At 60.7% G+C, this 26,583-nt stretch carries 24 protein-coding genes; 3 read left to right on the top strand and 21 right to left on the bottom strand.

What is annotated here, in order from left to right; all coding sequences use genetic code 11:
* Positions 1-48 precede the first annotated feature (48 nt).
* The gene (locus ABOC32_RS12075) at positions 49-324 is read left to right on the top strand and encodes a hypothetical protein (RefSeq protein ID WP_201176306.1); all 276 of its coding nucleotides are present in this window, start codon (positions 49-51) and stop codon (positions 322-324) included.
* Positions 325-391: 67 nt separating this feature from the next.
* Here the strand turns inward: ABOC32_RS12075 and ABOC32_RS12070 are convergent, their stop codons facing one another.
* From ABOC32_RS12070 to sdhC, 11 genes are all read right to left on the bottom strand, one after another.
* Positions 392-1,141: a DUF599 domain-containing protein gene (locus ABOC32_RS12070; RefSeq protein WP_426811162.1), complete on the bottom strand. Its 750-nt coding sequence runs from the start codon at positions 1,139-1,141 to the stop codon at positions 392-394.
* A 306-nt stretch (positions 1,142-1,447) separates the two neighbouring features.
* Positions 1,448-2,761 carry a branched-chain amino acid transport system II carrier protein gene (gene brnQ / locus ABOC32_RS12065; protein ID WP_426811161.1) on the bottom strand — a complete coding sequence of 438 codons (1,314 nt, stop codon included), beginning with the start codon at positions 2,759-2,761 and terminating at the stop codon, positions 1,448-1,450.
* A gap of 483 nt (positions 2,762-3,244) precedes the next feature.
* Positions 3,245-4,129: a succinate--CoA ligase subunit alpha gene (gene sucD / locus ABOC32_RS12060; RefSeq protein ID WP_003254203.1), complete on the bottom strand. Its 885-nt coding sequence runs from the start codon at positions 4,127-4,129 to the stop codon at positions 3,245-3,247.
* The gene (gene sucC, locus ABOC32_RS12055; RefSeq protein ID WP_426811160.1) at positions 4,129-5,295 is read right to left on the bottom strand and encodes an ADP-forming succinate--CoA ligase subunit beta; all 1,167 of its coding nucleotides are present in this window, start codon (positions 5,293-5,295) and stop codon (positions 4,129-4,131) included. The genes sucD and sucC overlap by 1 nt, the downstream gene beginning before the upstream one ends.
* 172 nt (positions 5,296-5,467) lie before the next feature.
* Complete coding sequence (gene lpdA / locus ABOC32_RS12050; protein WP_016488278.1) at positions 5,468-6,904, bottom strand: dihydrolipoyl dehydrogenase; 1,437 nt, start codon at positions 6,902-6,904, stop codon at positions 5,468-5,470.
* 93 nt (positions 6,905-6,997) lie between these two features.
* On the bottom strand, positions 6,998-8,221 hold the full coding sequence (odhB, locus tag ABOC32_RS12045) for a 2-oxoglutarate dehydrogenase complex dihydrolipoyllysine-residue succinyltransferase (protein WP_426811159.1): 1,224 nt from the start codon (positions 8,219-8,221) through the stop codon (positions 6,998-7,000).
* A 42-nt stretch (positions 8,222-8,263) separates the two neighbouring features.
* The gene (locus tag ABOC32_RS12040; RefSeq protein ID WP_012273353.1) at positions 8,264-11,095 is read right to left on the bottom strand and encodes a 2-oxoglutarate dehydrogenase E1 component; all 2,832 of its coding nucleotides are present in this window, start codon (positions 11,093-11,095) and stop codon (positions 8,264-8,266) included.
* Between the two features lie 244 nt (positions 11,096-11,339).
* Positions 11,340-12,044: a succinate dehydrogenase iron-sulfur subunit gene (locus ABOC32_RS12035; protein WP_008091906.1), complete on the bottom strand. Its 705-nt coding sequence runs from the start codon at positions 12,042-12,044 to the stop codon at positions 11,340-11,342.
* 11 nt (positions 12,045-12,055) lie between these two features.
* Positions 12,056-13,828, bottom strand: coding sequence for a succinate dehydrogenase flavoprotein subunit (gene sdhA / locus ABOC32_RS12030; protein WP_086975126.1), 1,773 nt, complete (start codon positions 13,826-13,828; stop codon positions 12,056-12,058).
* Between the two features lie 3 nt (positions 13,829-13,831).
* Positions 13,832-14,200 (bottom strand): succinate dehydrogenase, hydrophobic membrane anchor protein, encoded by a 369-nt coding sequence (sdhD, locus tag ABOC32_RS12025; protein ID WP_016498691.1) that lies wholly within the window; start codon positions 14,198-14,200, stop codon positions 13,832-13,834.
* Positions 14,194-14,580, bottom strand: coding sequence for a succinate dehydrogenase, cytochrome b556 subunit (gene sdhC / locus ABOC32_RS12020; RefSeq protein WP_008091902.1), 387 nt, complete (start codon positions 14,578-14,580; stop codon positions 14,194-14,196). Before sdhC ends, sdhD begins: the two co-directional genes overlap by 7 nt.
* 352 nt (positions 14,581-14,932) lie before the next feature.
* Between sdhC and gltA the strand changes: the two genes are divergently transcribed.
* Positions 14,933-16,222 carry a citrate synthase gene (gltA, locus tag ABOC32_RS12015; protein WP_019472041.1) on the top strand — a complete coding sequence of 430 codons (1,290 nt, stop codon included), beginning with the start codon at positions 14,933-14,935 and terminating at the stop codon, positions 16,220-16,222.
* Between the two features lie 193 nt (positions 16,223-16,415).
* Here the strand turns inward: gltA and ABOC32_RS12010 are convergent, their stop codons facing one another.
* The 9 genes from ABOC32_RS12010 to ABOC32_RS11970 form a co-directional block, all read right to left on the bottom strand.
* Positions 16,416-17,024, bottom strand: a complete 609-nt coding sequence (locus tag ABOC32_RS12010) for an START domain-containing protein (protein ID WP_426811595.1) — start codon at positions 17,022-17,024, stop codon at positions 16,416-16,418.
* A 33-nt stretch (positions 17,025-17,057) separates the two neighbouring features.
* Positions 17,058-17,312, bottom strand: a complete 255-nt coding sequence (locus ABOC32_RS12005) for a YkgJ family cysteine cluster protein (RefSeq protein WP_009684718.1) — start codon at positions 17,310-17,312, stop codon at positions 17,058-17,060.
* Positions 17,313-17,441: 129 nt separating this feature from the next.
* Complete coding sequence (locus ABOC32_RS12000) at positions 17,442-17,918, bottom strand: hypothetical protein (RefSeq protein ID WP_426811158.1); 477 nt, start codon at positions 17,916-17,918, stop codon at positions 17,442-17,444.
* Positions 17,919-17,982: 64 nt separating this feature from the next.
* Positions 17,983-19,425 carry a PLP-dependent aminotransferase family protein gene (locus ABOC32_RS11995; protein ID WP_426811157.1) on the bottom strand — a complete coding sequence of 481 codons (1,443 nt, stop codon included), beginning with the start codon at positions 19,423-19,425 and terminating at the stop codon, positions 17,983-17,985.
* 365 nt (positions 19,426-19,790) lie between these two features.
* On the bottom strand, positions 19,791-20,603 hold the full coding sequence (locus tag ABOC32_RS11990; protein WP_426811156.1) for an OmpA family protein: 813 nt from the start codon (positions 20,601-20,603) through the stop codon (positions 19,791-19,793).
* A complete protein-coding gene (locus ABOC32_RS11985; protein ID WP_049275988.1) occupies positions 20,600-20,953 on the bottom strand; it encodes a DUF4398 domain-containing protein in 354 nt (117 codons plus the stop codon). The genes ABOC32_RS11990 and ABOC32_RS11985 overlap by 4 nt, the downstream gene beginning before the upstream one ends.
* 9 nt (positions 20,954-20,962) lie before the next feature.
* Positions 20,963-21,784 carry a substrate-binding periplasmic protein gene (locus tag ABOC32_RS11980; RefSeq protein WP_426811155.1) on the bottom strand — a complete coding sequence of 274 codons (822 nt, stop codon included), beginning with the start codon at positions 21,782-21,784 and terminating at the stop codon, positions 20,963-20,965.
* A gap of 234 nt (positions 21,785-22,018) precedes the next feature.
* Complete coding sequence (locus ABOC32_RS11975; protein WP_426811154.1) at positions 22,019-22,948, bottom strand: electron transfer flavoprotein subunit alpha/FixB family protein; 930 nt, start codon at positions 22,946-22,948, stop codon at positions 22,019-22,021.
* A complete protein-coding gene (locus ABOC32_RS11970; RefSeq protein ID WP_016498683.1) occupies positions 22,949-23,698 on the bottom strand; it encodes an electron transfer flavoprotein subunit beta/FixA family protein in 750 nt (249 codons plus the stop codon).
* A gap of 532 nt (positions 23,699-24,230) precedes the next feature.
* Between ABOC32_RS11970 and ABOC32_RS11965 the strand changes: the two genes are divergently transcribed.
* Positions 24,231-25,913: an electron transfer flavoprotein-ubiquinone oxidoreductase gene (locus ABOC32_RS11965; RefSeq protein WP_426811153.1), complete on the top strand. Its 1,683-nt coding sequence runs from the start codon at positions 24,231-24,233 to the stop codon at positions 25,911-25,913.
* A gap of 415 nt (positions 25,914-26,328) precedes the next feature.
* On the opposite strand, the gene ABOC32_RS11960 is transcribed toward ABOC32_RS11965, so the two are convergent.
* Complete coding sequence (locus ABOC32_RS11960) at positions 26,329-26,538, bottom strand: type II toxin-antitoxin system MqsA family antitoxin (protein ID WP_426811152.1); 210 nt, start codon at positions 26,536-26,538, stop codon at positions 26,329-26,331.
* Positions 26,539-26,583 lie beyond the last annotated feature (45 nt).

Genomic DNA, 26,583 nt, shown 5'->3' with positions numbered 1-26,583 from the left:
TGCACTCGAAGGAACAAGTCACTTATTCCACCAAGGAGAAATACCCCCATGCGTAAACCTTTTGCTTTTGCTCTGATGCTGGCCGCTGCCATGGGCCTGGCCGCTTGCGATAAAGCGAGCGAAGACAAAGCCCAGGACGCACAGCAACACGCCGAGCAAGCCCAGGAGAAAGCGGGCGAAGCTCAGGATAAAATGAACGAAGCCGCCAAGGAAAACGCTGAAGCCGCCAAAGATCAGGCTGAAGCCGAGCAGAAGGCTGCCGAAGAAGCCGCTCCGGCTACTCCGGCTCCGGAAACTGCTCCGGCCGAACCTGCCAAGCAGTAATTGGCTAAAACAAAAAAACCCGACACTGTCGGGTTTTTTTGTATCTGCAGTTTGCGGATTAAACGTTTCAGTTACCCGCAACCGTATTTTCCCGGGCCGGTTCGCCCGGCACACTTTCCGTAGGCGTGAACACCATCACATCCAGCACATCCGAATGGAACTCGCGGCGGTACAGAATGAACACTACCCCGACACTCATGGCCATGAACAACCACGGGCTGATGAACCAGCTCAACATGGCCATGCCAAAGTAATAAGAACGCAGGCCCAGGTTGAACTGGTTGGCGGCAAGCGACAACACCCGCGCCGCCCGCGAGGCAAATGCCTTGCGCTCCAGCTCGTTGACCAGCCGCTCCCCGATCATGGGCGCAGAACCCACCAGCACCGCTGCAAAGTTGTATTGGCGCATGCACCAGCTGAACGTGAAAAACGCGTAGACGAAGACCGTGGCCAGGCACAGCAGTTTGATCTCCGACATGCCCTGGGAGGTCTGCTGCACCAGCGGCAGGTCGGCCAGCAGCGACAGCGCCCGGTCGGAGGCACCCAGCACGGTCAGGATGCCGGCGAGAATGATCAATGTGCTTGATGCGAAGAACGACGCGTTGCGTTCGAGGTTGCCGATCACGCTGGCATCGGCGATGCGGTTGTCGCGCAGCAGCATGCGGCGCATCCAGTCTTCGCGGTACAGGTGCAACACGCTGGCAAGACACGCGGTGTCGCGGCCCTTCCAGATGGCATAGCGGGTATAGCCACCCCAGCACAGGGCAAACCAGGCGATGGCCAGCAGGTTGTTGAGGTTGCTTTGGATGAAGTTCATGCAGGGTTCCCGAAAGGGCCAGGTGCCTAGAGGATAGGGACCGGATTTCGACGCTGGCAAGCGGCAAAAGGCACACATCCCTGCAGATAAATGTATTGCTGTACCGGCCTCTTCGCAGCACAAGGCTGCTCCTACACGGTCAGCGTACGGCGCAACACCTGTAGGAGCAGCCTTGTGCTGCGAAGAGGCCCGAACAGGCAACAAAAAGCCCCGCATCCTTGCAGATACGGGGCTTTCGCGTCTAGACCCTTGGCGAGCACCCTTCGGCTTGTGGCCGGTGCCGCCCTCAGGCTTCAACGTATCAGGTCAGGCCAGCGCCTCGCGCGGCTTGCCAAGCATGCGGTCGCAGGCCACGGCGCCAACCAGGGTCACCACCGAAGGCACCAGCCAGGCAAGGCCCTGGTCGCTCAGCGGCAGGTGCGCCATGAAGTCCGGCAGCACGTGGGCGATGCTGCTGCCCTTGATGGCGTCGACCATGCCGAACAGCAGCGACACCAGCATCACCGGCGCCAGGATGCGGGTCGGCGAGTTCCACAGGTCTTTTACGAAGCTCAGGCCGACCACCACGATGCAGGGTGGGTAGATGGCGGTGAGCACCGGGATCGAGAACATGATCAGCTTGGTCAGGCCCAGGTTGGAGATCAGCAGCGAGAAGCCGGCCAAAATCACCACCAGCGCACGGTAAGACAGCGGCAGAACCTGGCTGAAGTACTCGGCACAGGCGCAGGTGAGGCCAACCGCTGTCACCAGGCAAGCCAGCGCGATCAGCACGGCGAGGAAGCCGCTGCCCAGCGAGCCGAAGGTGTGCTGCACGTAGGCATGCAGTACCGCCGCACCATTGGTGGCGTCAGCCGCGATGTCGTGGCTGCCGGCGCCCAGGCGGAACAGGCTGATGTACACCAGGGCCAGGCCGACACCGGCAATCAGGCCGGCGATGATGGCGTAGCGGGTGATCAGCTTCGGCGACGTGACACCGCGCGAGCGGATGGCGTTGACGATGACGATACCGAACACCAGGGCACCCAGGGTATCCATGGTCAGGTAGCCATCGGAGAAGCCCTTGGAGAACGCAGCGGCGGCATAGGCCGGCTGTGCTTCACCAATGGTGCCGGCTGGCAGCGCGAAGGCAGCGATGCCCAGCACGGCCAAGGCGATGATCTTCAATGGCGCCAGGAAGCGGCCGACGGTGTCGAGCAGCTTGCCTGGGTACATGGACACAGCCAGCACCACGGCGAAATACACCAGGCTGTAGATGAACAGCGCCAACGGGCTTTCACCGGTCAGCGGTGCAACACCTACTTCGAACGACACGGTCGCCGTACGCGGGGTGGCGAACAGCGGGCCGACCGACAGGTAGCACACAGCCGCCAGCAGGCCGCCGAAGAACTTGCCGATCGGGCTGCTCAGGGCATCCATGCCGCCACCGACCTTGGCCAGAGCGACCACGGTGATGACCGGCAGGCCCACGGCGGTCACCAGGAAGCCTAGTGCTGCCATCCAGACGTGCGGGCCGGACTGCAGACCGACGATAGGCGGGAAGATGATATTGCCCGCGCCAACGAAAAGCGCAAACGTCATAAAGCCAAGCGCCAGGATATCCTGGCCTTTGAGAACTTTCATTTAAGGTAGTACCACACTGCTGAAATCGGGATTCGAGAAGGGATTTCCCTATGGGTGAGGGAAATGCTGCCCGGCTTGATAGGCCAGACCCGTTTAGCGTGTCGTTCCCTTTTGGGGAGCGGGCACAGAGTGAACGCGTAATGTAACTGTTTTGTCAGTTAAACGCACTGGCACAGTGCTGCTTGTCCGATGTGCGTACATGTTTGTCGTCTGTGCGACCGAGAACAGTAGGAATTATCCTCGGATTGAAACATTCGTCTGTATGAAAATTCCTATCAAACCCATCGAAAAATCCATGTCACCTGTACCGGCCTCTTCGCGGGCATGCCCGCTCCCACAGAAGATCACCACAGGTTCTGAATGTGGTGCTCTTCTGTGGGAGCGGGCATGCCCGCGAAGAGGCCAGTGCAGGAATAAACAAACCCCATGAACGACAAAGGCCACCCGAAGGTGGCCTCTGTGCGCGTGGGGGGTGTAGCAGTATTACTTCTTGGCTTCCCAGCCAGTCAGCTCGGCCAGGGCCTTGCCGATGTCAGCCAGGGAACGCACGGTCTTCACACCAGCGTCCTGCAGGGCGGCGAACTTCTCGTCCGCAGTGCCCTTGCCGCCGGAAATGATGGCGCCAGCGTGGCCCATGCGCTTGCCCGCAGGTGCAGTAACACCGGCGATGTAGGAAACGACTGGCTTGGTCACGTGGGCCTTGATGTAGGCCGCGGCTTCTTCTTCAGCCGAACCGCCGATCTCACCGATCATGACGATCGCTTCGGTCTTCGGGTCTTCCTGGAACAGCTTCAGGATGTCGATGAAGTTGGAGCCCGGGATCGGGTCACCGCCGATGCCGACGCAGGTCGACTGGCCGAAGCCGGCGTCGGTGGTCTGCTTCACAGCTTCGTAGGTCAGGGTGCCGGAGCGCGAAACGATACCGACCTTGCCTGGCAGGTGGATGTGGCCTGGCATGATACCGATCTTGCACTCGCCCGGGGTGATGACACCTGGGCAGTTAGGGCCGATCAGGGTCACGCCCAGCTCGTCGCACTTGACCTTGGCATCCAGCATGTCCAGGGTAGGAATGCCTTCGGTGATGCAGACGATCAGCTTGATGCCGCCGAAAGCAGCTTCCAGGATCGAGTCTTTGCAGAACGGAGCCGGTACGTAGATGACCGAAGCGTCAGCGCCGGTAGCTTCCACGGCTTCCTTGACGGTGTTGAACACCGGCAGGCCCAGGTGGGTGGTGCCACCCTTGCCTGGGGTTACGCCGCCGACCATCTTGGTGCCGTAGGCGATGGCTTGTTCGGAGTGGAAAGTACCCTGCGAGCCGGTGAAGCCCTGGCAGATGACTTTGGTGTCTTTATTGATCAGGACGCTCATTACTTGCCCTCCGCAGCTTTGACAACTTGTTGAGCAGCGTCGGTCAGGCTGGTTGCCGCAATGATGTTCAAACCGCTTTCTGCCAGTACTTTAGCGCCCAGTTCGGCGTTGTTGCCTTCGAGGCGAACCACAACCGGAACTTTAACGCCGACTTCTTTCACTGCACCGATGATGCCTTCGGCAATCATGTCGCAACGAACGATGCCGCCGAAGATGTTGACCAGAACGGCCGCGACATTGCTGTCGGACAGAATGATCTTGAACGCTTCGGTAACGCGCTCTTTGGTAGCACCGCCGCCAACGTCGAGGAAGTTGGCTGGCTTGCCGCCATGCAGGTTGACGATGTCCATGGTACCCATGGCCAGGCCGGCACCGTTGACCATGCAGCCGATGTTGCCTTCCAGGGCCACGTAGTTCAGCTCGAAGCTGGCAGCGTGGGCTTCACGAGGATCGTCCTGCGAAGGGTCGTGGAAGGTTTTCAGCTTAGGCTGACGGTACATGGCGTTTGCGTCGATGTTGATCTTCGCATCCAGGCAGTGCAGGTCGCCGTCGGCCTTGATGACCAGCGGGTTGACTTCCAGCAGGGCTAGGTCGTGTTCTTTGAACAGCTTGGCCAGGCCTACGAAAATCTTGGCGAACTGAGCAACTTGCTTGCCTTCCAGACCCAGCTGGAATGCCAGTTCACGACCCTGGAACGGCTGAGCGCCGACCAGTGGATCGATAGTAGCCTTGATGATCTTCTCAGGAGTTTCGTGAGCGACTTTCTCGATGTCCACGCCACCTTCGGTGGAGGCCATGAACACGATACGGCGGCTCGAGCGATCGACTACAGCGCCCAGGTACAGCTCTTTGGCGATGTCAGTGCAGGATTCGACCAGGATCTTGGTCACTGGCTGACCGTTGGCGTCGGTCTGGTAGGTTACCAGGCGCTTGCCCAACCATTGCGCAGCGAACGCCTTGGCGTCTTCCCTGCTGCGAACCAGCTTGACGCCGCCCGCTTTACCGCGACCACCTGCGTGAACCTGGGCTTTTACAACCCACTCGGACCCGCCGATCTTGTCGCAAGCTTCTGCTGCAGCTTCAGGGGTATCGACTGCGAAACCCTTGGAAACTGGCAGGCCGTATTCAGCGAACAGCTGCTTACCCTGATACTCGTGAAGATTCATGCTTTTTACCGTCTTCGTTAGGTACTGCGCTTCGGCGCTGCGCCATTACTGGCGCCGCACCACCTGTGACCGTTGACCCCGGGTTTTCCCGTGTGATCCGGTCCGGCGGACGTTCCGCGGTGAGTCATGCACGCAAGACTCACGACGGGCTGCCCGCCGTGGTTTCTTATAATTAACGCTTCTTACGGTTGGCCACGTGAATGGCGCCGCCATTCACCGCCAGCGCTGCTTCATGCAACGCTTCGGACAGGGTTGGATGGCTGAAGACCATCATGCCCAGATCCTCGGCACTGGTGCCGAATTCCATTGCGATTGCACCCTGCTGCACCAGTTCGGCAGCCGATGGGCCAATCACGTGTACACCCAGGACGCGGTCGGTCTTGGCGTCGGCGATGACCTTGACGAAACCACCGGTGTCGTTGGCTGCCATCGCACGGCCGCTGGCCGCGAACGGGAAGGTGCCTACGTTAACCTCAACACCCTCGGCCTTCAAGGACTGTTCGGTCTTGCCGACCCATGCAATTTCCGGGTGGGTGTAGATAACCGACGGGATCAGGTCGTAGTTCATCTGGGCCTTGTGGCCCTTGATGCGCTCGACAACCATGATGCCCTCTTCCGAGGCCTTGTGGGCCAGCATCATGCCGCGTACCACGTCACCGATGGCGAACACGCCCGGAACGCTGGTGGCGCAGTGATCGTCGACGAAGATGTAGCCACGCTCGTCGATAGTCACGCCGCTGTCGGAGGCCAGCAGGTCGGTGGTGACCGGGCGACGGCCGACCGCAACGATCAGCTTGTCGAAGGTGATCTTCTGCTCGCCTTCGGCGTTGGTGTAGGTCACTTCAACTTCGTTGCCGTTGACTTTCGAGCCAGTGACGCGAGCGCCCAGCTTGATGTCCAGGCCTTGCTTGGTCAGGGTCTTCTGGGCTTCTTTCGACACGGCAGTGTCGGCAGCCATCAGGAAGGTGTCCAGGGCTTCCAGGACGGTGACTTCAGCACCCAGGCGAGCCCATACCGAGCCCAGCTCCAGGCCGATCACGCCAGCACCGATAACGCCCAGGCGCTTAGGTACGGTCTGGAATTCCAGGGCGCCGGTGGAGTCGACGATGACGTTCTGGTCGACCGGAGCCGGCGGAATGTCGATCGGGCGCGAGCCGGAAGCCAGGATCACGTTCTCGGCTTCGATGACTTCGGTGGTGCCGTCAGCCTTGGTGACTTCGACTTTCTTGCCAGCCAGCAGCTTGCCGTGGCCCTGGATCGAAGTAACGCCGTTGGCCTTGAACAGGGTGGCAACGCCACCGGTCAGGTTCTTGACGATGCCAGCCTTGCGGCCAACCATCGCGGCGACGTCCATCTTCACTTCACCAGTGGAGATACCGTGGACGTTGAAGCTCTCTTTGGCTTCCTTGTACTTCCAGGAGCTGTCCAGCAGCGCCTTGGAAGGAATGCAACCTACGTTCAGGCAGGTGCCGCCCAGGGCCAGCTTGCCCTCGGCATCAGTGTACTTCTCGATACAGGCAGTCTTCAGACCAAGTTGGGCAGCCTTGATGGCAGCAACATAGCCGCCAGGACCTGCACCAATCACCACTACGTCGAATTTCTGGGTCATAAAAGATTCCTTATCAGCAACTAGCTACAAGCCGCGAACCGCGCGGCATGGCTTCTCGCGAAGCCAAGGCCGGCACGGTACGCAGCCAGAGGGTTAGATGTCCAGCAGCAGGCGGGACGGATCTTCCAGCAGGTTCTTGATAGTGACCAGGAAGGTTACCGCTTCCTTGCCGTCGATCAGGCGGTGATCGTACGACAGCGCCAGGTACATCATCGGGCGAATCACGACCTGGCCATTGATGGCCATCGGGCGCTGGATGATGTTGTGCATGCCGAGAATGGCGGCCTGCGGCGGGTTGACGATCGGGGTCGACATCATCGAACCGAAGGTACCACCGTTGGTGATGGTGAAGGTGCCACCGGTCATCTCTTCGATGGACAGCTTGCCGTCACGGGCCTTCTTGCCGAAGGTAGCGATGCCGTTCTCGATTTCAGCCAGGCTCATCGACTCGGCGTTACGCAGTACCGGTACCACCAGGCCACGGTCGCTGGACACGGCAACACCGACGTCGGCGAAGCCGTGGTAGACGATGTCGTTGCCGTCGATCGAGGCGTTGACAGCCGGGAAGCGCTTCAGCGCTTCGGTAGCGGCCTTGACGAAGAACGACATGAAGCCCAGGCGCACGCCATTGTGGGTCTTCTCGAACAGGTCCTTGTACTTCGAACGCAGGGCCATGACTTCGGTCATGTCCACTTCGTTGAAGGTGGTCAGCATCGCCATGTTGGACTGGGCTTCGACCAGACGCTCGGCGATCTTGGCACGCAGGCGGGTCATCGGCACGCGCTTCTCGGTGCGGTCGCCAGCAGCGACGACAACCGGGGCAGCAGCGGCAGCGGCAGGCTTGGCAGCCGGTGCAGCGGCAGGTGCCGACTTCTTGTTGGCAACAGCAGCAACCACGTCTTCCTTGGTGACGCGACCGCCTTTACCGGTACCGGCAACGGTAGCCAGGTCGATGCCGTTTTCTTCCGCCAGCTTGCGAGCAGCCGGGGCAGCAATCGGGTCATCTTCGCCAGCATCGGCGGCAGCGGCAGCCGGTGCAGCAGCAGGAGCGGCTGCGGCGGCAGGAGCCGCGGCTGCACCGCCTTCAACGATCGAACCCAGCAATTCGTCGGACAGGACGGTGTCGCCCTCGCCCTTGACGATGTCGCCCAGCACGCCATCGGCGGTAGCCAGTACTTCCAGGACAACCTTGTCGGTCTCGATGTCGACGATCAGCTCGTCACGCTTGACGGCGTCGCCCGGCTTCTTGTGCCAGGTGGCAACGGTGCCATCGGCAACCGATTCCGGGAAGGTTGGGGCTTTGATCTCGATAGCCATTATCTGTGTTTCCTTAAATTCGGTTTCAGGTGCGCGAAGGCGTTAGACAGTGAAGGCGTCTTGCAGCAGTTTTTCCTGCTGTTCGGCGTGCTTCGAAGCGTAACCACAGGCTGGCGCGGCAGAAGCGTCGCGACCGGCGTATTCCAGGACCAGTGCCTTGTTGTGGCGGCCCAGGATACGGCGCATGTGGTGCTGGCTGCTGTACCAGGCGCCCTGGTTCATGGGCTCTTCCTGGCACCACACGGCGTGCTTGAGGTTGCTGTACTGCGCCAGGATTTCGACCAGGTCGTCTTCCGGGAACGGGTACAGCTGCTCGAGACGCAGGATGGCGATGTCTTCGCGGCCTTCGGCACGGCGTTTTTCCAGCAGGTCGTAGTAGACCTTGCCGCTGCACAGCACCAGGCGCTCGACCTTGGCCGGATCGATTGCGTCGATTTCCGGGATCACGGTCTGGAACGAGCCTTCTGCCAGGTCTTCCAGGGTCGAGATGGCCAGCTTGTGGCGCAGCAGCGACTTCGGCGTCAGCACGACCAGCGGCTTGCGCAGCGGGCGGATGACCTGGCGACGCAGCAGGTGGTAGATCTGTGCCGGGGTAGTCGGTACGCAGACCTGGATGTTGTGCTCGGCGCACAGCTGCAGGTAACGCTCCAGACGCGCGGAGGAGTGCTCCGGGCCCTGCCCTTCATAACCGTGCGGCAGCAGCATGGTCAGACCGCACAGGCGGCCCCACTTGTGCTCACCGCTGGTGATGAACTGGTCGATCACCACTTGCGCACCGTTGGCGAAGTCGCCGAACTGGGCTTCCCAGATCACCAGCGCGTTCGGCGTGGTGGTGGAATAGCCGTATTCGAAGGCCAGTACCGCTTCTTCCGACAGGAAGGAGTCGTACAGGTCAAAGCGCGGCTGGCCCGGGAACAGGTTCTGCAGCGGAATGTAGGTGCTGGCGTCCTTCTGGTTGTGCAGCACCGCGTGACGGTGCGAGAAGGTGCCACGGCCGATGTCCTGGCCGGTCATGCGGATCGGGTGACCTTCGAACTGCAGGGTGGCGTAGGCCATGGTCTCTGCATAACCCCAGTTGATCGGCAAGCCACCGGCCTGCATCTTCTGGCGATCTTCGTAGATCTTCGACACCTGACGCTGAACGACGAAGCCTTCTGGCAGTTCCAGCAGCTTGGCCGACAGGTCCTGCAGGGTCTTGAGGTCGAAGCGGGTGTCGTGACGCGCAGTCCAGGCGTGGCCCAGGTACGGACGCCAGTCGACGAACAGCTCGCGGTTCGGCTCCTTGACCAGGCTTTTCACAACGTGCAGGCCATTGTCCAGCGCGTTGCGGTACTCGTCGATCTTGGCCTGAGCGCGCTCGGCGTCGATGCGACCGGCCTGGATCAGCGCTTCGGCATACAGTTCACGGGTAGTGCGCTGCTTGCTGATCTGCTGATACATCAGCGGCTGGGTGCCGTTCGGCTCGTCGGCCTCGTTGTGGCCGCGGCGGCGGTAGCAGACCAGGTCGATGACCACGTCACGCTTGAACTGCATGCGGTAATCGATGGCCAGCTGGGTGACGAACAGCACCGCTTCCGGGTCATCGCCGTTCACGTGCAGGATCGGCGCCTGGATCATCTTGGCAACGTCGGTGGCGTACTCGGTGGAGCGCGCGTCCAGCGGGTTGCTGATGGTGAAACCAACCTGGTTGTTGATCACGATGTGCACGGTACCGCCGGTCTTGAAACCGCGGGTCTGCGACATCTGGAAGGTTTCCATGACCACGCCCTGGCCGGCGAATGCCGCGTCACCGTGGATCGAGATCGGCAGCACCTTGTCGCCGACGGTGTCGTTGCGACGGTCCTGACGGGCGCGCACCGAACCTTCAACCACTGGCGAGACGATTTCCAGGTGGGACGGGTTGAACGCCATGGCCAGGTGAACTTCGCCACCGGTGGTCATCACGTTCGAGGAGAAGCCCTGGTGATACTTCACGTCACCGGAGCCCAGCTCGTTCATCTTCTTGCCTTCGAACTCGTCGAACAGCTCGCGCGGGTTCTTGCCGAAGGTGTTCACCAGTACGTTCAGGCGGCCACGGTGGGCCATGCCGATCACGACTTCCTTGGTGCCGTAGGAGCCGGAACGCTGGATCATTTCATCCAGCATCGGGATCAGGCTCTCGCCGCCTTCAAGGCCGAAGCGCTTGGTGCCCGGGTACTTGGTGCCCAGGTATTTTTCCAGGCCCTCACCGGCGGTCACGCGCTCGAGCAGGTGAGCCTGCACGTCAGCGGAAAACTCCGGACGACCGCGCACGCTTTCCAGACGCTGCTGGAACCAGCTGCGCTGCTCGGAATCGACGATGTGGGTGAATTCGGCGCCAATGGTGCGACAATATGTCTTCTGGAGTGCATCGAAGATGTCGCGTAGGCTCGCCTCCTCTTTGCCGATGAACAGGTCGCCGGCACGGAAGGTCGTATCAAGATCGGCATTGGTCAAGCCGTAGTGATTGATCGACAGGTCTACGGGCGCTGGACGCTGCCACAACCCCAACGGGTCAAGCTTGGCAGCCTGATGGCCGCGCATACGATAGGCCTGGATCAGTCGCAGAACTTCAACCTGCTTCTTCTCGTGTTCACTGCTCACGCTCCCGGCGGATACCGGTTGGGCGCGGCGCTGGTTCTTTGCCAGCAGTACGAAATGGTCGCGGATTGTCGAGTGCGATACATCAGTAGCGGTGCTGCCGTCGGCTGGCAACTTCTGGAAGTAAGTGCGCCACTCTTCTGGCACAGCGTTAGGGTCGTGCAGGTAGAGTTCGTAGAGCTCTTCCACATATGCAGCGTTACCACCTGAAAGGTGGGCGCTATCCCACATGCGCTGCATCACGCTTTCTTGCATGCTTGGTCACCCTCGATTAGGGGACTGATCGGCGAGAGCCACAGCAAACCTGGAAAAGTCCGAATAAAGCGACTGAACCACGCCACTTGGATCCTGCTGATTTTCCGGGTACCAGCCCGGAAAGCCCCTGCTGGTCTCATATCTTCATAGGTATGAACGCGGGCTTTGTGGGCCCTTGTTCGGGTTTTACCTCAGTGCGGGCTCACACCCGCACCTCGGCTTACTGCAGGTACAACACGTTGTATCAGGTGCCGCTTTGCAGCAGCATGTTACGTACGTGACCGATTGCCTTGGTCGGGTTCAGACCTTTCGGGCAAACGTTTACGCAGTTCATGATCCCGCGGCAGCGGAATACGCTGAACGGGTCATCCAGGGACGCCAGGCGCTCCTGAGTCTTGGTGTCACGGCTGTCGGCCAGGAAACGGTAGGCCTGCAGCAGTGCGGCAGGGCCCAGGAACTTGTCCGGGTTCCACCAGAACGACGGGCAGGAAGTCGAGCAGCAAGCGCACAGGATGCACTCGTACAGACCGTCCAGCTTGTCACGTTCTTCAGGCGACTGCAGACGCTCGATGGCCGGGGCCGGCGTGTCGTTCTGCAGGAATGGCTTAACCTTCTCGTACTGCTTGTAGAAGATGCTCATGTCGACGACCAGGTCACGAATGACCGGCAGGCCCGGCAGCGGGCGCAGAACCAGCTTGTTGCCTTTGACCACACCCGACAGCGGGGTGATGCAGGCCAGGCCGTTCTTGCCGTTCATGTTCATGCCATCGGAACCGCACACGCCTTCACGGCAGGAGCGACGGTACGAGAAACCCTCGTCCTTTTCCTTGATCAGCGCCAATACATCGAGAACCATCAGGTCCTTGCCGCCGGTATCGACGTCGAACGACTCCATCTTGGGCGCCGAGTCGGTGTCGGGGTTGTAACGATAAACTTCGACTTTCAACATAGCAGCCACCCTTAGTAAGTCCGGATTTTTGGCTCGAAGGCCGGAACGGTCTTCGGCGCAAAGTTGACGCCGCGCTTGGCAACGCGCTTCTCACCCGGGTAGTACAGGGTGTGGCACAGCCAGTTTTCGTCGTCACGGTCTTCGAAGTCTTCACGGGCGTGAGCGCCGCGGGACTCTTTACGGGCTTCGGCCGCGATGGCGGTAGCTTCGGCGACTTCCAGCAGGTTCTGCAGCTCCAGCGCTTCGATACGCGCGGTGTTGAAGGCCTGGGACTTGTCGTTGATCTTGACGTTGGCGATACGCTCGCGCAGGCCAGCCAGCTGCTCGATACCCTTCAGCATGTATTCGCCAGTACGGAATACACCGAAGTAGTTCTGCATGCAGCTCTGCAGCTCGCGCTTCAGGCTGGCAACGTCTTCACCCGTGGTACGGCCGTTGAGGTTGTTCAGGCGGCTCAGGGCAACATCGATGTCGGTGTCGCTGGCGTCGAGATGCTCGATGCCGTCGCTCAGCGCCTTTTCCAGGTGCAGGCCGGCAGCACGGCCGAACACCACCAGGTCGAGCAGCGAGTTGCCACCCAGGCGGTTGGCACCGTGAACCGATACGCATGCCACTTCACCTACGGCGAACAGGCCTGGGATGATGTGATCCTTGCCTTCTTCGTCCATGGTGATGGCCTGGCCATGAATGTTGGTGGCAACGCCGCCCATCATGTAGTGGCAGGTCGGAACCACCGGCACCGGCGCGACGACCGGGTCGACGTGGGCGAAGGTCTTGGACAGTTCGCAGATACCTGGCAGGCGGCTGTGCAGCACTTCCTCGCCCAGGTGGTCCAGCTTCAGCAGTACGTGGTCCTTGTTCGGGCCCACGCCGTTGCCGGCGATGATTTCCTTGACCATGGAACGGGCGACAACGTCGCGGCCGGCCAGGTCTTTCGCGTTCGGCGCGTAACGCTCCATGAAGCGCTCGCCGTGGGCGTTGATCAGGTAACCACCTTCACCGCGGCAACCCTCGGTGACCAGTACACCGGCGCCGGCGATGCCGGTCGGGTGGAACTGCCACATCTCGATGTCCTGCACCGGTACACCGGCACGCAGGGCCATGCCGATACCGTCACCGGTATTGATCAGGGCGTTGGTGGTGGAGGCGTAGATACGGCCCGCACCGCCAGTGGCCAGAACGGTGGCCTTGGACTTGATGTACATGGTTTCGCCGGTTTCGATGCAGATCGCGATCACACCGACAAAGGCGCCTTCCTGGTTCTTCACCAGATCAACGGCGTAGTACTCGTTGAGGAAGGTGGTACCGGCTTTCAGGTTGCCCTGGTACAGGGTGTGCAGCAGCGCGTGACCGGTACGGTCGGAAGCGGCACAGGTACGGGCGGCCTGGCCACCTTTACCGAAGTCCTTGGACTGACCACCGAACGGACGCTGGTAGATACGGCCGGTTTCGGTACGCGAGAACGGCAGGCCCATGTGGTCCAGCTCGAAGACCGCAGCCGGGCCTTCCTGACACATGTATTCGATAGCGTCCTGGTCACCGATGTAGTCGGAACCCTTGACGGTATCGTACATGTGCCAGCGCCAGTCGTCGTTCGGGTCGGCCGAAGCGATGGCGCAGGTGATGCCGCCCTGGGCGGATACAGTGTGCGAGCGGGTCGGGAAGACCTTGGTGACTACGGCAGTCTTGTGGCCGCCTTGAGCCAGTTGCAGCGCAGCACGCATGCCGGCGCCGCCGCCACCGATGATGATGGCGTCGAAGGAAATGGTTGGAATGCTAGCCATGGATCAGATACCCCAGAGAATCTGCACACCCCAGACGAAGTAAGCGAACATCGCAACGCCGCATACCGCCTGGAACAGGAAACGAATCGCAGTTGCCGACTTGCCGAACGACATAGGCGTCAGGTAGTCGGTTGCAATGGTCCACATGCCGACCCAGGCGTGAGCGCCCAGGGCAACGAGGGCCAGCAGACTGAAGATCCGCATCGCGTTGTTGGAGAACAGACCATGCCACTGGGTGTAGTCGATGCCTGGGTGGGCGATCACGTAGCCGATCAGGAAGAGGAAGTAAGCCGCGAGAACGACCGCAGAAACGCGCTGCGCCATCCAGTCATAGAGGCCCGAACGCGACAGGTTCGTGACATTGGTTACCATACCCAAACTCCCACCAGAACGATCAGCACCACGGAGATGACGATCACGATTTTCGAGCCCAGCTTGCCGCCTTCCAGCGTCTCACCGATGCCCATGTCCATGATCAGGTGACGAACACCTGCCACGAGGTGATAAAGCAGGGCGGACAGCAGGCCCCAGGTCACGAATTTGGCCAGCGGGCTGGTCAGACACGCCTTCACCTCACCGAAGCCTTCCTCGGAACCCAGCGATTTGCCCAGTGCATAAAGCATGATGGCAAGGCCGATGAACAGGATGACGCCGGAGATGCGGTGCAGGATGGACGTGTACGCAGTGACAGGGAGCTTGATGGTCCTTAGGTCTAGGTTTACAGGTCGTTGGCTTTTCACGGCTTTTTTCACACTGAAGAGCCCCTAGCGAATCAGGGCAAAGTTGTTGGTAAGTGTACTGGTCAGGTACCCACCACCCAGGGAACGGCGACCCCCAGCAGTTCGGGCTTGCAAGCCCCTGGCGGTCGGGTGCCGAGTATAGACAGTTAGGCTGCTTATGACAACGTGACGGGGTAGCCCAAATAGCGCATTGCCTTTAACGAACAAAAGGCGTAAATGGACGAGAATTTCGGGAAAAATCAGGCTTGAAAGCCTGTTTCAACAAGCCTTTAGGCAAATTGACATCTGAATTTATCCCTCTATAGTGGTGCGGGCCCTGCGTGGGGGGTCTGTCTGATGATTTCTAGCATTAATAGGAGGCCACATGGCTGACAAAAAAGCGCAGTTGGTCATCGAGGGCGCTGCCCCCGTCGAGCTGCCCATTTTAACCGGCACCGTTGGTCCTGATGTAATCGACGTCCGCGGGTTGGGGGCCACTGGTCACTTCACCTTCGACCCTGGTTTCATGGCGACTGCCTCGTGCGAGTCGAAGATCACCTACATTGACGGCGACAAAGGTATCCTGCTGCACCGCGGCTACCCGATCGAGCAACTCGCCGAGCAATCCGACTACCTCGAAACCTGCTACCTGCTGCTCAACGGCGAACTGCCGAATGCCGAGCAGAAGGCCCAGTTCGTCAGCACCGTCAAGAACCACACCATGGTTCACGAGCAGCTGAAGTCCTTCTTCAACGGCTTCCGCCGCGACGCTCACCCAATGGCGGTGATGTGTGGCGTGGTCGGCGCCCTGTCGGCGTTCTATCACGACTCCCTGGACATCAATAACCCGCAACACCGCGAAATTTCCGCGGTGCGCCTGGTCGCCAAGATGCCGACCCTGGCCGCGATGGTTTACAAGTACTCCATGGGCCAGCCGATGATGTACCCGCGCAACGACCTGTCGTACGCGGAAAACTTCCTGCACATGATGTTCAACACCCCGTGCGAGATCAAACCGATCAGCCCGGTGCTGGCCAAGGCAATGGACCGGATCTTCATCCTCCACGCCGATCACGAGCAGAACGCCTCCACCTCCACCGTGCGCCTAGCCGGCTCGTCGGGTGCCAACCCGTTCGCCTGTATCGCCGCCGGTATCGCCGCACTGTGGGGCCCGGCCCACGGCGGTGCGAACGAAGCCGTCCTGACCATGCTCGATGAAATCGGCGATGTCTCGAACATCGACACGTTCATCGCCAAGGCCAAGGACAAGAACGACCCGTTCAAGCTGATGGGCTTCGGTCACCGCGTGTACAAGAACCGCGACCCGCGCGCCACCGTGATGAAGCAGACCTGCGACGAAGTCCTGCGCGAGCTGGGCATCAAGAACGACCCGCAGCTGGAACTGGCCATGCGTCTCGAAGAGATCGCCCTGACCGATCCGTACTTCATCGAGCGCTCGCTGTACCCGAACGTCGACTTCTACTCGGGGATCATCCTCAAGGCAATCGGCATTCCGACCAGCATGTTCACCGTGATCTTCGCCCTGGCACGTACCGTGGGCTGGATCTCGCACTGGAAAGAAATGCTCTCCAGCCCGTACAAGATCGGCCGCCCGCGCCAGCTGTACACCGGCGAGCAGAAGCGCGACATCGCTGCACTGAAAGACCGCAAGTAAGCTTTTTAGCCGAACGCAAAAAGGCTGCCCTCGGGCAGCCTTTTTTATTGCTTCTTCCTGTACTGGCCTCTTCGCGGCGGTTCGACGCATCGATGAGCCCGCTCCCACAAGGATTCCACAACCCTTGAAATCTGTGGAGATCCTGTGGGAGCGGGCAAGCCCGCGAAGAGACCGGCACAAACGACACAAAACCTCAGTTTTTCTCAGCCCGCTCGCGCAGCCCTTTCAGGGTATTGAAGGGCGCATCCACCACGAACTTGTTGGCCACCATCGCCGGCACGCTACCACCCGGCTCGGTGTGCACCCGGTAGGTCACTTCGGTGCTGTCGGCGCCCTTGGGCACCAGCTTCCAGAAGCCCTCAACCTTGGCTACCCGCACAAAGCCCTTCTCTTCCGGTACATAGGTTGGCTCTTCGACCAGATTACGGGTCAAGCTGCCATCAGCCCCCTTGACCGTGGTGATATGCAGCACGGAATCACGCGGCGTCACCGGCCATGGCGTATTGAACTGGGTGTAGGTCCAGCTCTGGTCACCCTCATGCTTGAGCAGCTTCTGCGACTTGCACTCATGAATCCATGCGCAGGCCCCAGCCACGTCTTCCTGCAACGCCTGTACCTTGGCCAGCGGTGCCTTGATCACGGTGACGCCCTGATAGGCCTTGTACTTGGAGCCGGCCACTTCGCTGAGGGATATCTTGATCCCCTCCTCGTCCTTGGCCACCTGCCAGTTTTCGGCCCAGGCCGCAGGGGACAGCAGCACACCCACGCCACACAGCAGTGCAATACGCTTGAACGATCTCATCATGTTTATCCTTGTTGTCGAAGATCCAGCCTGTCACGCCGCCGTCATCTGCTCCCACCAGCCAAGAATCCTGATTGCCTCGTCACGGTCACTGCCGCACACCTCGACATCCGCCTTGAAGCCGCCACATACCGCTGGCCGCTCGGGCTTGCCGAACAGGTCGCAGAGGTTGGCAGCCGTCAGGTGCAGGCAACGCTCGCCAGCCGGCTTGCCATTGGGCATGCGCGGCATGGCAGAAGTGATGGACGGGGCAATGCAGCAGGCACCACAGCCCTCACGGCAATTCATGGCTATTCACCAAAATCAGGACTCCCTGGAACAAAACGGGACGAACGTCCCTGGATAGTAACCGCTCAAACAGGCGTTTGAAATTACTGGCACGATGAAATCTGCCGTGACCCGGCAGTCAGTTTCCGGCTACTGCCGATACTCGAAATCGATGGCTGCCCCTTCCACGTCATGACGGCTGTCATTACGCAACTGCAGCTGCATTTCGTTATTGATCAGCCGCCCATTGAGCTGGAACGGGCTGTCGCTGGTTTCCGGCTTTTCGGTAAACATGGGCGGCAGCAAAGGTTTGCGCCGCTGGATGGGCGACGGGGTACCCACATTGGGCTCCAGGTTATTGACCATATCGACTGGCAGGCTGAGGTCCAGCTTTGCCTTGGGCAATGGTTTGGCGGCCTTGCTGACCGGTTTGTGCGACTTGGCCTTGCTGTTGCCAGCCTTTTTCACCACCTGCTTCTGCGCAGGCTTGGCTGGCGCCTTTTTTTGCACATTTTTGCCTTGGGCTGCCGGCGCCTGGCCTGCCGGCTGCGCAGCCAAGGCTGGACTGCCCGGGTAGCAGAGCGGTGCAAGGCACAGGATCAAGGCAAAACGGCGCAAAGCATTCATGGCAAATGGACAGACTGGCAGGAAAGGTGCGTATGCTCCATGTTCCACAGGCGGCTGGCAAGCCTTACAAAAGTGTGAGCGAAGGCTCCCTGCACAACTGCTGAGCCAGCAACCCCAGCGTAATCACTGCCCGCTCGGCCTCTTTGTTCCACGGGATGCCGCAATTGAGGCGGATGCAGTGGTTGAACTGCTCTGTGTTACTGAATATTAACCCCGGCGCAATACTGATGCCCTGCTCCAGCGCCCGCACATGCAGCTCCTGGGTATTGACCCGCCCGGGCAGGCTTATCCAGAGGATGAAACCGCCCGTTGGCCGAGTCATCTGGGTACCCTCGGGGAAGTGCTGCTGCACCGCCAGCTGGTAGGCGCTGAGGTTCTTGCGATACTCCTGGCGGATGTAGCGCAGGTGCCGGTCGTAACCGCCATTTTCCAGGTAGGCCGCCACGCCCATCTGCGTCACGCTGCAGGCGGAATGGGTGGTAAAGGTCTGCAGGCGTTGAATTTCGTCCTGATAGCGCCCGGCGATCATCCAGCCAACACGCACACCGGGGGACAGGGTCTTGGAGAAGCTTGAACAGTAGATCACCCGGTCCAGGCGGTCGAATGCCTTCAGCGCCTTGGTCTTGCCTTGCTCGAACATCAGCTCGCCATAGATGTCGTCCTCGATAATCTGAATATCGAAGTCCGAGGCCAGACGCAGCAATTGCTTTTGCCGCTCTTCAGGGACCGTGCCACCCAGCGGATTGCTCAGGCGCGCCGTCAGTACCAGGGCCTTGATCGACCACTGGTTAGCCGCCAGCTGCAAGGCTTCAAGGCTGATACCCGTGGACGGGTCGCTAGGGATTTCGATTACTTTCAGGCCCAGCAAATCGGCCAGTTGCAGCAACCCGTAATAGGTCGGCGACTCGGCAGCGATCAGGTCGCCCGGGCGGGTCAACACGCGCAGCGACATTTGCAGGGCATCGACGCAGCCATGGGTCACGATCACTTCACGCGGGTCGACCAGCACGCCGGCATCGCGCATACGGATGGCGATCTGCCGGCGCAGCGGCTCGAAACCGGGGCTGAACATGTAGCTGAAGGCGCGTGGGCTGTGAAAACGAGTGACCTTGGCAATTTGCTGATGCAGGGCACGCACCGGCAGGTAGTCGACATGCGGCACCGCAGCGCCGAACGGGAACACGCCATCACGACGCGCCTCGGTCAGCACTTGCTGGATGATGCTGGCACGGGTGACCAGGCCGGGGCGCTCCACCCGGGCAATGTCCGGGGTTTGCGCGGTCAGGGCCGGCGTCTGGTGCACGTAGTAGCCAGATTGTGGCCGCGCGCGGATCAGCCCTTGGTCTTCGAGGTTGGCATAGGCCTGCAGCACCGTGGCATGGCTGACATTGAGCTGGGCACTCATCTTGCGCACGGAGGGTACCCGCTCGCCTGGCTGGTAGACACCGCGACGGATGTCATCGGCCAGTTGCTGGGCGATACGCTGGTACAGCAGCAGGTTGGTCATGGCGGCGGCTCGTTGTTCTTGTACGGCTCAGTGACGGTAGAGGATACCGTAACAGTTGCAAAGTGTACTGGGACAGATGGCAAACTCGTTAGAACATCTTAGGCGTCTGCCAGATCGAGCGCCGCCCGCGCGGCGCATCGCGAGCTGTGCTCGCTCCTACGTTTGTTTTTGGCCAGTAACGCCTGTGACAGGCGCGCGCGACCGTCTTGTTGGTACGACACGGCATCGCGTCATGCGCCAAGGCATTCGCGCGCGAATCTCACAGGAATAATTGGCCAGAAACAAACGTAGGAGCGAGCACAGCTCGCGATGCGCCGCGCGGGCGGCGCTCGATCTCAAAGGCGCTGACGGTTTCGAGGTACAACTCAGCGCGCAGGCGCAAGCCTGCCCTTGTCGTCGGAGAACACGATCTCCACCCGGCGGTTCTGCGCCCTGCCCCGCTCAGAGGCATTGGCCTCGATCGGATACTGGTCGCCATAGCCTTCGACCTGCAGGCGCTTTTCGTCGATGCCAAGGTCCACCAGCATGTCGGCCACGGCCTGCGCCCGGTCGCGGGACAGTTTCAGGTTGTCCTCGGCCGCGCCGGTGCTGTCGGTATAGCCCTCGATACGCACCACCCGCCGCGGGTTCAGCTGAAGGAACTGCACCAGCTTGAGCACGGTACGGCTGGCCGAATTCTTCAGCTCGGCACGGCCCGTATCGAACAGCACGTCACCCAGGGTCATCACCAGGCCACGATCGGTCTGCTCCGAAGCCAGCGCAGCGATCTGCGACTCGACCCACTTGCCCTGCTGCTGCACGCTGGCCAGCTTGGCCTCACGCAATGCCAACTGCAGGCGTTGACGCTCCAGGTCAAGCTTGGCCTGGCGCTCCTGGTTCAGCGCCAGCTTGGCATGCTCACTGGCAATTTCACTGTAGCGCTGGCTAAGGTAAGCGTAATGACGCACATCGGAACCGGTGCCGATGTAGCTGGACAGGCGCTCGGCACGGGCCAGCGACTCGCCTGCGCGGATCACGTCACGTGGCGCGCTGCGCAGCACATCGGAATCATCCTTGACCTTGGCGAAGGTGGCACTGGCTTCATCCAGCGCTGTAGAGCTGCGGTGGCTGGCACAACCTTGCAAGCCAGCTGCAAGTGCCAGCAACGCCAGCGCTGCCAATGGTGTACGGCGGCTCATGGCTGCACCTCCAGTTGCTTGCGCAAGCGCTTGACCCGCGACTGCAGCAGTTGCAGCTGTTCTTCGCTTTTCTGGTTCAGCACCTGGGCCTCGGCCAGGCGGGCATCGAGCTCGGCCTGCTCGGCACGCATGCGCGCATCGCGGTAGTCCTGGGTCAGCATGTTGGCCTTGGCCCGGGCCAGCTTGTCTTCAGCCATCTGCAGCGTTTCGACCTGCTCGGTGGCACCGACGGCCCTGGCCTGCTCCAATGCCTGTTCGGAAATGCGCATCTGCTCGTCAGGGGCCGGATCATTGGCGCAGCCAGCCAGGCCGAGCACGGCCAAGGCAAGGATTAGTGGTTGGGTTCTCACGCAATCTTCCTAGTGTTTGGGGGCGTCCGCCGGCACCTGCAACTGCGCTTTCCAGCGCTCGACATTACGTTGCAGGACCGCCTCGGACGCACCGGAGATCGGCAATTCTGTCAGTTTTTTTGCCAATTGCCCACGCAACCAGCTGTCATTGCATGCCGAGTTGTGCGACAGGGCCAGGTAAAGGCCTGGCCGGTCCACCGGCAGGCCGCGGGCGATCAGGTCATTGCTCATGCCCAGGCTCTGGGCCATGGCCATGCCCGAATAGCGGCCAGCGAGCACATAGTCCACCTGGCCAAGCACCAGTTTCTGGAACGCCTGGGTCAGGTTCTGCGCCGGCACCAGCTTCAGTTGGGTCTTGGCAAACGCAGTAAAAGCCGGGGTAAGGCGCGCGCGTTCGGACAAGCTGCCCTGGTATTGGGCCAGGTCCGCCGGGCCCTCGAAGGTCAGCTCGGCGTCGTGGCGTGTCCACACCAGGTATTCGTTGAGCTGAAGGGGTGGGTGGATGTAGTCCAGCGCCGTCAGTTGTTCGACCTGCATGGGCGTATCGAGCAGCAGGTCCATACGCCCGCTGCGCACTTCCTCCAGCGCCTGGTCGCGCCGGCCTGCATTCAACACCTCCACCTTCACACCCAGCTCGCCAGCCACCTGGCGCAACAGGTCCACGTTGGCGCCGATCAGGTGTTTCGGGTCTTTCGGGTCCTGCCACGAATAGGGCGGCGCATCAGGGCTGCCGGTTGCCACCAGGCGCTCGCACTTGCCTGCTGCCATGGCCAGCGGCGAAGCCAACGCCACCATGCATGCCAGCACCCTGCCTGCTTTACGCAGCACCATTGCTCACTCCTTGTATTGCTTGGCCCGGCCCACCAGGTACACGCCGCACCTGTAGGAGCAGCCTTGTGCTGCGAAAGGGCCGGCATGACCAACAAATTTCTGTGGCTGTGACTGCCTCTTCGCAGCACAAGGCTGCTCCTACAGGACCCGCGACAAGCACCGCATCGGAAAAGGCCATAAAAAAACCCGGCCCCCTGTACAAGGGCCGGGTTCTTTATATGTGAAGCAGGCGGATCAGACCAGCTTTTCCAGCTCCGGAACCGCTTCGAACAGGTCAGCAACCAGGCCGTAGTCAGCTACCTGGAAGATCGGCGCTTCTTCGTCCTTGTTGATCGCAACGATCACTTTGGAGTCTTTCATGCCGGCCAGGTGCTGGATCGCGCCGGAGATACCGACGGCGATGTACAGCTGTGGCGCAACGATCTTGCCGGTCTGGCCGACCTGCATGTCGTTCGGCACGAAGCCTGCGTCGACCGCAGCGCGCGAGGCACCGACGGCAGCGCCGAGCTTGTCGGCCAGGCTGTACAGGTGCTTGAAGTTGTCACCGTTGCCCATGCCACGGCCGCCGGAAACGACGATCTTGGCAGCGGTCAGCTCTGGGCGGTCGGACTTGGCCAGCTCTTCGCCAACAAAGGCCGAGATACCGGCGTTGTGCGCGGCACTCACCGCTTCAACGGCAGCCGAGCCACCTTCGGCAGCGACTGGGTCGAAGCCGGTGGTACGCACGGTGATGACCTTGACCGAAGCGCTCGATTGCACGGTGGCAATGGCGTTACCGGCATAGATCGGGCGCTTGAAGGTGTCGGCGGACTCGACCGAGATGATCTCGGAGATCTGGTCCACGTCCAGCAGCGCTGCAACGCGCGGCAGGATGTTCTTGCCGTTGGTGGTGGCCGGGGCCAGCACATGGCTGTAACCCTTGGCCAGCTCGACGATCAGCGGGGCCACGTTCTCTGGCAGAGCGTGGGCGTAGGCGGCGTTATCGGCAACCAGCACCTTGGCCACGCCAGCGATCTTGGCAGCAGACTCGGCAACGCCGCCGACGTTCTGGCCAGCGACCAGCACGTGCACATCACCACCGATCTTGGCGGCTGCAGCGACAGTGTTCAGGGTGGCCGGGGCTACGGCGCCGGCTTCGTATTCAGCGACAACCAGGATAGTCATTTAGATTACCTTCGCTTCGTTCTTCAGCTTCTCGACCAGTTCGGCCACCGACTTGACCTTGATACCCGCGCTGCGGGCAGCCGGCGCTTCAACTTTCAGGGTCTTGTTGGTGGAGGCGAGCGATACGCCCAGCGCGTCTGGAGTAACGGTCTCCAGCGGCTTCTTCTTGGCCTTCATGATGTTCGGCAGCGACGCATAGCGCGGCTCGTTCAGGCGCAGGTCGGTGGTGACGATGGCTGGCAGGTTCAGCGATACGGTCTGCAGGCCGCCATCGATTTCACGGGTGACGTTCAGCTTGTCGCCAGCCACTTCAACCTTGGAGGCGAAGGTGCCCTGGGCGTAGCCGGTCAGCGCGGCCAGCATCTGGCCGGTCTGGTTGTTGTCGCTGTCGATGGCCTGCTTGCCGAGGATGACCAGCTGAGGCTGCTCTTTGTCGACAACGGCTTTCAGCGCCTTGGCCACCGCCAGGGAATTCAGCTCGTCAGCGGCTTCTACCAGGATGGCACGGTCAGCACCCAGGGCCAGGGCGGTACGCAGTTGCTCCTGGGCAGTGGTCGGGCCGACGGAGACGACGACGATCTCGGTCGCAACGCCTTTTTCCTTCAGGCGTACGGCCTCTTCCACGGCGATTTCGCAGAAGGGGTTCATGGACATCTTGACGTTAGCAAGGTCGACGCCGGAGTTGTCCGCTTTGACGCGAACCTTGACGTTGTAGTCGACCACTCGTTTGACAGCTACAAGAACCTTCATGGATTCCTCGTTACTCTCCGGTGAATAGATAGTCGCCTGGGGCTGGGCCCGGCGATGCGCGTGGGTACAAGGGCACCTCTAAAAACGTACCGGGAGCCAGTATCTTCACTGTGACCGAACAGTCTTGTCCGGACTCTTGCGACAAATACTCACGGGTCATTTTCTGTCGTGGCGTGTAAACTCCACTACAAACCGGCCCAAGGCCGCAAAACCCTGCTCCACACCTGGTCTTTAGAGGTGTACCTGCGCCCGGCTGCAAGCCTACGGCGAACGTAAAACCGCTCGTATCTTGACCGTAACACCCCATCCGGTCAATACGGCAAATCGGTCACCCTCCAGCCGTGTTCCTGTGATTTTACTGGCCTGCGGCAAATTCAAACAAACGTTTGTATTGGACCCGCCAAGTGGTGTAGATATAATGCGCGGCCAAGACAAAACGGTGTAGTCCGTCACTTGCGCAGCTACAGTTTCGCTCCCGTGATGAGCCACTGCGCGCAAGCACCCATAAGACAAAGCAACAGCACGAGCCTTGATGAGTAGGAGAGAACCAGTGGAACGCGAATACATGGAATTCGACGTGGTCATCGTCGGCGCCGGCCCGGCAGGCCTGTCCGCCGCCTGCCGCCTGAAGCAGAAGGCCGCCGAAGCCGGTAGCGAAATCAGCGTCTGCGTGGTGGAAAAAGGCTCTGAAGTCGGCGCCCACATCCTCTCCGGCGCAGTGTTCGAACCCCGCGCCCTGAACGAGTTGTTCCCCGACTGGAAAGCACTCGGCGCACCGCTGAACACCGAGGTGAAGCGCGACGACATCTATGTGCTCAAGGATGCCGGCAGCGCCACCAAGGTGCCTGACCTGTTCGTGCCCAAGACCATGCACAACCATGGCAACTACATCATCTCGCTGGGTAACCTGTGCCGCTGGCTGGCCCAGCAGGCCGAGAACCTCGGCGTGGAAGTCTACCCGGGCTTCGCCGCCCAGGAAGCGCTGTTCGACGATAACGGCGTGGTACGCGGTATCGTCACCGGCGACATGGGTGTGGACCGTGAAGGCAACCCGAAAGACGGCATGTACACCCCAGGCATGGAGTTGCGTGGCAAGTACACCCTGTTTGCCGAAGGCTGCCGTGGCCATATCGGCAAGCAACTGATCAAGCGCTTCAACCTCGACAGCGAGTCCGATGTCCAGCATTACGGCATCGGCCTTAAAGAAATCTGGGAAATCGACCCGGCCAAGCACGAGCAGGGCCTGGTGGTGCACACTGCCGGCTGGCCGCTGGACGTGGTAGCCAAGGACAACACCGGTGGCTCGTTCCTCTATCACCTGGAAAACAACCAAGTGGTGGTCGGCCTGATCGTCGACCTGTCCTACGCCAACCCGTACCTGTCGCCGTTCGACGAATTCCAGCGCCTGAAGCACCACCCGGTGATCAGCCAGTACCTCGAGGGCGGCAAGCGCATCAGCTACGGCGCCCGCGCGCTGGCCAAAGGCGGCATCAACTCGCTGCCGAAGATGGTCTTCAATGGTGGCGCGCTGATCGGTTGTGACCTGGGTACCATGAACGTGGCCAAGATCAAAGGCAGCCACACCGCGATGAAGTCCGGCATGCTTGCCGCCGACGCCGTGGCTGATGCCTTGATCGCCGGCAGCGAAGGCGGTGACCAGCTGAACAGCTACGTCAGCGCATTCAAGGCCAGCTGGCTGTACGAAGAACTGTTCGCCAGCCGCAACTTCGGCCCGGCCATGCACAAGTTCGGCCCACTGCTGGGTGCGGCATTCAACTACGTCGACCAGAACTGGTTCGGCGGCAAGCTGCCGTTCACCCTGCACGACACCAAGCCGGACTACGCCTGCCTTAAGCTGGCTGCCGACTCGAAAAAGATCGACTACCCGAAACCGGACGGCAAGCTGAGCTTCGACAAGCTCAGCTCGGTATTCCTCTCCAGCACCAACCATGAAGAGGAACAACCCTGCCACCTGAAGCTGACCGACCCGAACGTACCGATCGCCAGCAACCTGCCGCTGTACGACGAGCCGGCCCAGCGCTACTGCCCGGCAGGCGTGTACGAAGTGGTCACCCAGGAAGACGGCAACAAGCGCTTCCAGATCAACGCGCAGAACTGCGTGCACTGCAAGACCTGCGACATCAAGGACCCGGCCCAGAACATCACCTGGGTCACCCCTGAAGGCGCTGGCGGGCCGAACTACCCGAACATGTAAGGGCCCTGCCCTGCCGTAACAAAAAGCCCCCGATTCTCACGAGCCGGGGGCTTTTTGCTTCAACTGAATGGGCAGCACCGCACACGATAAAAGGTTCTTCACTGAATTTGGGGGCTGCGGGTACCTAGGTTGAGAATTGTAGGAGGGCATACATCGAGCGCCGCCCGCGCGGCGCATCGCGAGCTACGTTTATTTCGGGCCAATTATTCCCGGAGAATTTGCGCGCGAATGCCTTGGTGCATGGCTCGAATTTGCGTCGTATGAACAAGGCGGTCGCGCGCGCCTGCCACAGGCATCACTGGCCCGAGACAAACGTAGGAGCGAGCGCAGCTCGCGATGCGCCGCGCGGGCGGCGCTTGATCTCACAGGCCCGGAAAATCTAGAGACATAAAAAAGCAGGCTTGAGCAAACTACATCACACACCTACATCATCGACTTGCCGTTCGAATGCCGACATCAGAGCGCTGATGCGCACAGCTTCGTCATGAGTCAAAATTGCCTCACCACAAGCAGAACAGTAATCGCCAATCACATCGGGAATGACAGTCGACTCACCTTTATATTGATAAGGCATGCCTTGAGACTGCGCTTCTAGCTCCGCACCTCCACATAGGGGACATTTCATTTCAAGCTCCTTGAAAGACTCAATGCCCTCGAAGTCTGCCTCAAT

Origin of the sequence: Pseudomonas sp. WOUb67 (genome assembly GCF_050058005.1) — a bacterium.
GTDB classification, from domain to species: Bacteria; Pseudomonadota; Gammaproteobacteria; order Pseudomonadales; family Pseudomonadaceae; genus Aquipseudomonas; species Aquipseudomonas putida_R.
Note: the sequence above shows the minus strand (reverse complement) of the source record. Positions and strands in the feature narration are given on the sequence as shown.

What these genes read in the sequence shown, in the direction of transcription:
- ABOC32_RS12075 (WP_201176306.1), top strand. Translation starts at nt 49, where the DNA reads ATGCGTAAACCTTTTGCTTTTGCTCTGATGCTGGCCGCTGCCATGGGC.
- ABOC32_RS12070 (WP_426811162.1), bottom strand. Translation starts at nt 1,141, where the DNA reads ATGAACTTCATCCAAAGCAACCTCAACAACCTGCTGGCCATCGCCTGG.
- brnQ (WP_426811161.1), bottom strand. Translation starts at nt 2,761, where the DNA reads ATGAAAGTTCTCAAAGGCCAGGATATCCTGGCGCTTGGCTTTATGACG.
- sucD (WP_003254203.1), bottom strand. Translation starts at nt 4,129, where the DNA reads ATGAGCGTCCTGATCAATAAAGACACCAAAGTCATCTGCCAGGGCTTC.
- sucC (WP_426811160.1), bottom strand. Translation starts at nt 5,295, where the DNA reads ATGAATCTTCACGAGTATCAGGGTAAGCAGCTGTTCGCTGAATACGGC.
- lpdA (WP_016488278.1), bottom strand. Translation starts at nt 6,904, where the DNA reads ATGACCCAGAAATTCGACGTAGTGGTGATTGGTGCAGGTCCTGGCGGC.
- odhB (WP_426811159.1), bottom strand. Translation starts at nt 8,221, where the DNA reads ATGGCTATCGAGATCAAAGCCCCAACCTTCCCGGAATCGGTTGCCGAT.
- ABOC32_RS12040 (WP_012273353.1), bottom strand. Translation starts at nt 11,095, where the DNA reads ATGCAAGAAAGCGTGATGCAGCGCATGTGGGATAGCGCCCACCTTTCA.
- ABOC32_RS12035 (WP_008091906.1), bottom strand. Translation starts at nt 12,044, where the DNA reads ATGTTGAAAGTCGAAGTTTATCGTTACAACCCCGACACCGACTCGGCG.
- sdhA (WP_086975126.1), bottom strand. Translation starts at nt 13,828, where the DNA reads ATGGCTAGCATTCCAACCATTTCCTTCGACGCCATCATCATCGGTGGC.
- sdhD (WP_016498691.1), bottom strand. Translation starts at nt 14,200, where the DNA reads ATGGTAACCAATGTCACGAACCTGTCGCGTTCGGGCCTCTATGACTGG.
- gltA (WP_019472041.1), top strand. Translation starts at nt 14,933, where the DNA reads ATGGCTGACAAAAAAGCGCAGTTGGTCATCGAGGGCGCTGCCCCCGTC.
- ABOC32_RS12010 (WP_426811595.1), bottom strand. Translation starts at nt 17,024, where the DNA reads ATGAGATCGTTCAAGCGTATTGCACTGCTGTGTGGCGTGGGTGTGCTG.
- ABOC32_RS12005 (WP_009684718.1), bottom strand. Translation starts at nt 17,312, where the DNA reads ATGAATTGCCGTGAGGGCTGTGGTGCCTGCTGCATTGCCCCGTCCATC.
- ABOC32_RS12000 (WP_426811158.1), bottom strand. Translation starts at nt 17,918, where the DNA reads ATGAATGCTTTGCGCCGTTTTGCCTTGATCCTGTGCCTTGCACCGCTC.
- ABOC32_RS11995 (WP_426811157.1), bottom strand. Translation starts at nt 19,425, where the DNA reads ATGACCAACCTGCTGCTGTACCAGCGTATCGCCCAGCAACTGGCCGAT.
- ABOC32_RS11990 (WP_426811156.1), bottom strand. Translation starts at nt 20,603, where the DNA reads ATGAGCCGCCGTACACCATTGGCAGCGCTGGCGTTGCTGGCACTTGCA.
- ABOC32_RS11980 (WP_426811155.1), bottom strand. Translation starts at nt 21,784, where the DNA reads ATGGTGCTGCGTAAAGCAGGCAGGGTGCTGGCATGCATGGTGGCGTTG.
- ABOC32_RS11975 (WP_426811154.1), bottom strand. Translation starts at nt 22,948, where the DNA reads ATGACTATCCTGGTTGTCGCTGAATACGAAGCCGGCGCCGTAGCCCCG.
- ABOC32_RS11970 (WP_016498683.1), bottom strand. Translation starts at nt 23,698, where the DNA reads ATGAAGGTTCTTGTAGCTGTCAAACGAGTGGTCGACTACAACGTCAAG.
- ABOC32_RS11965 (WP_426811153.1), top strand. Translation starts at nt 24,231, where the DNA reads ATGAGTAGGAGAGAACCAGTGGAACGCGAATACATGGAATTCGACGTG.
- ABOC32_RS11960 (WP_426811152.1), bottom strand. Translation starts at nt 26,538, where the DNA reads ATGAAATGTCCCCTATGTGGAGGTGCGGAGCTAGAAGCGCAGTCTCAA.